Source organism: Thermoleptolyngbya sp. M55_K2018_002, assembly GCF_015295965.1.
Classification (GTDB): Bacteria; Cyanobacteriota; Cyanobacteriia; order Elainellales; family Elainellaceae; genus Thermoleptolyngbya; species Thermoleptolyngbya sichuanensis.
The window spans coordinates 1-4,842 of the sequence record NZ_DVEA01000057.1; the positions used below are offsets into that span (position 1 = coordinate 1).

The 4,842-nt window shown below is 58.7% G+C and carries 3 protein-coding genes and 1 pseudogene; 2 read left to right on the top strand and 2 right to left on the bottom strand.

Annotated elements, in window-relative coordinates; translation table 11 throughout:
- Positions 1-742: pseudogene (locus tag IGS51_RS02740) on the top strand (hypothetical protein); the annotation flags it as partial.
- Positions 743-834: 92 nt separating this feature from the next.
- Here the strand turns inward: IGS51_RS02740 and IGS51_RS02745 are convergent.
- Both IGS51_RS02745 and IGS51_RS02750 read right to left on the bottom strand, forming a co-directional pair.
- Positions 835-1,383 carry a YbaY family lipoprotein gene (locus tag IGS51_RS02745; protein ID WP_297075603.1) on the bottom strand — a complete coding sequence of 183 codons (549 nt, stop codon included), beginning with the start codon at positions 1,381-1,383 and terminating at the stop codon, positions 835-837.
- A gap of 201 nt (positions 1,384-1,584) precedes the next feature.
- Positions 1,585-1,833, bottom strand: coding sequence for a hypothetical protein (locus IGS51_RS02750; protein WP_297075598.1), 249 nt, complete (start codon positions 1,831-1,833; stop codon positions 1,585-1,587).
- A 585-nt stretch (positions 1,834-2,418) separates the two neighbouring features.
- On the opposite strand from IGS51_RS02750, the gene IGS51_RS02755 reads away from it, so the two are divergent.
- A partial coding sequence (locus IGS51_RS02755; protein ID WP_297075600.1) for an ATP-dependent Clp protease ATP-binding subunit occupies positions 2,419-4,842 on the top strand: 2,424 nt, incomplete at its 3' end.

Consider the following 4,842-nt stretch of genomic DNA (forward strand, 5'->3'; position numbering starts at 1 on the left):
TCAGCCGCCCGCCGCAGAACCCTCGCAGGGCAGCTTTTGGCAGCGCAAACGCTCCTTTTTCAACCAGGCGCTTGAAAATAAAACCCTGACGCGCTCTTCTGTCGGCCTGTTGGCTGCTTCCCCCAATAGCCTACCGACCGAGGCGGCCCCTCTGCTGGATGGGCGATCGCCCGGCATAGCTTCAGGGCCCAGCATAGCTCCAGGGATGGCCCACGGCAGCCCATCGCGCGGCATCATTGTGACGACTGACCTGCCCAACTCGCCCGAATTCCGCACCGATCTCGAGAAGGAAGCCCGCGAATATGAACAGGCGCTGCAAGAAAAAGCCGTCGAGCTATGGCGCGAAGCCCGCGAAAAGCAGCTTGACGGCCTCAAAAACGTGCTGGCCGACCTAACCTCGGTTTTGGTGCTGGTGGGGCTGGTCTACTTTGGGCGCGATCGCCTCCGGCTATTGGGCAACTTTACCAACCGCACCTTCCTCACCCTCAGCGACCCCGCGAAAGTGTTCCTGTTTATCCTGGTCACCGATATTTTCGTCGGGTTCCACTCTGCTGAGGGCTGGGAAGTCATCCTCGAAGGCGTGTTTCGTCACTTTGGGCTACCCGAAAGCAAGGTCTTTATCAACGGCTTTATCGCCACAGTGCCCGTGTTTATTGATTCCTGCATCAAGTTCTGGATCTTCTCCTACCTGACGCGCTACTCGCCCTCGGCTTCGGCAATCTACGAGCGGATGAACACGTAGTGAAAAAAGGAAGAACGAAGAAGGAAGAATGAAGAGGGAAGAACGAAGAGGTTTCGGTTTTCCTTCTTCGTTCTTCGTTCTTCCCTTTTCCCTCACCTTACTGGCTCTACCCGCACCTCGACCCGACTCGGATTGCCCCCGGTGATGACGGGATAGGTCTGGGGACTGGCCAGGGCGATCGCCCCGTTGATCAGAACGCGGGCGCGAACGGCGTAGCGATGATTGTCCTGAATCAGCGCCGGGTCGTAGAGAATTTCAAAATTCAGCGGCATCTGTCGCCCGTTGGTGCGAATCGTCTGCTCTGCTAGCACCACAGTAGACGCACTGGCCCGTGTCAGATCCAGCAGTTGCACGCTGAGAATGGCATTGGGTGGGAGGGCGCTGCGCTGGAGCGAGACGACCGCGCCGCTGACGGAGGCCTGGGCCTGGGGGTCGTCGGGGGGCAGATCGGGCGGTAGATCGGGTGACGATTCCGACGGCAATTCTGGTGCGGCATCCGGCGTAGTCTCTGGGGAAACCTCTGGAGCCGGGGTTTGGGCGATTCGCGAAGCGCTCCCTGCGGGAATCGCCCCCGTCCCAACCAGCAGTCCAAGCAGCAGAGGAACTAGGGAAAATCCAGCTTGCGGTGGCATCACAGGCATATTGCTCACAGCGCACACTTTAGGGGGCTTTGGGTTGGCATAGTCTATGAAAGATCGACCCAGCCAGTCAAGCTTAGTCCATGCCCCGATGTTAATTCTCCTGGCCGGAGCTACGAATGAAATTGCTGACAGCCCCGCAGGCGCTTTGCTGGCAATCCAAAATCGCAAATCCAAAATCCAGAATCGATCCGATTGCTATCCCTAGCAGGCGGGGCTAACCGCAGACGCGCTGGGCGCAGCAGGCACAGACGCAGGCATGGGTTGCAGGCTATAGCCCACCAAGGGCACACCTTTGCAAAAGATCCCCAGACGAGGGCGCATTTCAAACGCTGCCTCTGTTCCGGCGTTAAATTCCGTCTCGGTAAGCAGCATCAGCCCATTGGCGCTGGGCATGAGTTGGACAGGAGTTTTGCGAGAGCGCGAAACCAGTAGATGGGTGGGTTGGAACATGATGAGAACCTCAGAGACATGTAGGAGAAAAGATGTCAGGGATACCAGAAAAAGTCAGCGGACAGAATTGGAGATGTCGAGCGTTGGGCCCCGTCCTGGGCGATCGCAACTCGCACATGAATCGTGAATGAATAACAGTATCCAGCCCTAGCCCAGGCATGACGAGGGTTTTGCAGGTGTGGAATGTTGCCCAAATTGGATGGGTTTTCCGCAGACCGAACCCAGACCGCACCGCGCCACGGACGGTCTACCGCACCCGATTTCTATCCAAAGGGAGGTTTTTTGCCCCCTTTTACTTCAGTACGATTCACAAGGTTGAATAGTTCCAAAAAAGTCCCAAATATCCCAACCGCTGGGCATCGCATTTCAGGGCAAGCAACTCCTTAACTCCCCTTACTCCTCCGGGTAGATACGGTTATCCTCCCTGCTGTCGAGGCGGAAATGCGGATACATTGGAACTACGGAGTACATAAAAATTCATATGCACCAGTATTGGGACTGCATGAACCGCTGAATACTCGCGGCATGTGCTTCTGACGGGGAGCCAGTTGGCAAACCGGGCAAACCTCATTCAAGGTTCTGAGGATGTTTGAGTATTTCACTGAAAAAGCGATCGCCGTGGTGATGGCAGCCCAGGAAGAAGCTCGTCGGCTGGGACACAACTTCGTTGGCACAGAGCAAATCCTGCTGGGGCTACTGCTGGTAAAAGACCACATTGCAGCAGACGTGCTGACCGATTTGGGCGTGACCGTGGAGGCCGCCCGCCACGAGGTCGAAAATATTATTGGGCGCGGGTCTGGCTTCGTACCGCCCGAAATTCCCTTTACCCCCAAGTCAAAACGAGTCTTTGAGCAAGCGTTTCAGGAGTCTCGCCGCCTCGACCAGCGCCATGTGGGGACTGAGCATCTGCTGCTGAGCCTGGCCCAGGAACAGGAAAGCGTCGCTGCGAAGGTGCTAGAAAACCTGGGTGTCAATTTGGATCAACTGCGAACCAGGGTGATTCGCGCTGTGGGCGAAGTGGCCGAAGTGCCCATCGGCGGCAACGCCAAGCGCAACAGCCGCAACAGCCGCAAGCCCAAAATGCTGCAAGAGTTTGGCACCAACCTGACAGAGCTAGCCGCCGAGGGCAAGCTCGACCCGATGGTGGGCCGCCAAAAAGAAGTGGAGCGGGTGGTGCAAATTCTCGGTCGCCGCAGCAAGAATAATCCGGTGCTAATTGGGGAGCCAGGTGTGGGCAAAACGGCGATCGCCGAAGGGCTGGCCCAGCGCATCGTGAATCAGGACGTGCCTGACCTGCTGCTAGAGCGCCAAGTGATTAGCCTCGACATGGGCACGCTGCTGGCAGGAACTCGCTTCCGGGGCGACTTTGAAGAACGCCTCAAGCAAATCATGCAGGAGGTGCGCGAGGCAGGAAACGTCATCCTGGTGATCGATGAAATTCATACCCTGGTGGGCGCAGGTTCGCTAGAGGGCGGCATGGACGCAGCCAACCTACTGAAGCCTGCCCTAGCGCGGGGCGAGTTGCAGTGCATCGGAGCCACCACGCTAGACGAATATCGCAAGCATATCGAGCGGGACGCTGCGCTCGAACGCCGCTTTCAGCCCGTGATGGTGGAACCGCCAACAGTGCTGGAAACGGTGGAGATTTTGCGGGGTCTGCGCCAGCGTTATGAGCAGCACCACAACCTGCTGATTTCGGACGAAGCGCTGGTCGCAGCGGCCACCCTGAGCGATCGCTACATTACCGATCGCTTCCTGCCGGACAAAGCCATCGACCTGATCGACGAGGCTGGCTCCCGTGTCCGCTTCCGTTATTCGGCCCAGGCTCCTACGCGGGAACTAAAGCAGGAGCTACGCCGCGTCCTTGCTGAGAAAAACGCTGCCGTGCAGGAGCAGGACTTTGACAAAGCCACCCAACTGCGCGATCGCCAGCGCGAGCTAGAGTCACAGATCAGGGGGCAGGGTGCAGGTGTCCGGGATCAGGCTATGGAGACAATAGAGCCGTCTCCTCTCGCCCTCTCTTCCTCTCTTCCTCCTACAGTCACCGCCGAAGACATCGCCCAGGTGGTCGAATCCTGGACAGGCGTTCCGGTAAACAAGCTAACGGAATCGGAATCGATCTCGCTGCTGCATCTGGAGGAGCGCCTGCACGAGCGGGTGATTGGGCAAGATGAGGCGGTGAAGGCCGCTGCACGGGCCATCCGGCGATCGCGCGTGGGGCTGAAGGATCTGGATCGGCCCATCGCCAGCCTGTTCTTCTCTGGGCCGACGGGCGTGGGCAAGACAGAGCTAACCAAGGCGCTGGCGGCGGCCATCTTCGGGTCAGAGGAGGCGATGATCCGACTGGATATGTCGGAATTTATGGAGCCGCATACGGTGTCGAAGCTGGTCGGTTCGCCCCCAGGCTACGTGGGCTACGACGAAGGCGGTCAACTGACGGAAGCCGTCCGCCGCAAGCCCTATACGGTGGTGCTGTTCGATGAAATCGAAAAGGCCCATCCCGACGTGTTTAACATCCTGCTGCAACTACTGGAAGACGGTCGCCTGACGGATTCTAAGGGGCGCACGGTCAGCTTTAAGAACACGCTGATCATCTTCACCTCCAACATCGGCTCTCGCGCCATCCAAAAAGGCGGCAGCGGGCTGGGCTTTGATCTGGGCGAAGGCGACTCGCAGTATACCCGGATGCGCGATCGCATCAACGACGAGCTAAAGCAGTCCTTCCGGCCTGAGTTGCTGAACCGATTGGACGAAATCATCGTCTTCCGCCCGCTCACTCGCGACGAGGTGACGCAGGTGGCCGACCTGATGATCCGCGAGGTGAATCAGCGTCTCAGCGAACAGGGCATGGCGCTCATCGTCACCGATGCCGTCAAAGAGCGGCTGCTGGCGGAGGGCTATGACCCTGCCTACGGAGCGCGACCCATGCGCCGAGCCGTCACCCGCCTGCTGGAGGACGCGCTGGCGGAGGGAATGCTGACGGGCGAAATCCGCGCAGGCGACACGGCT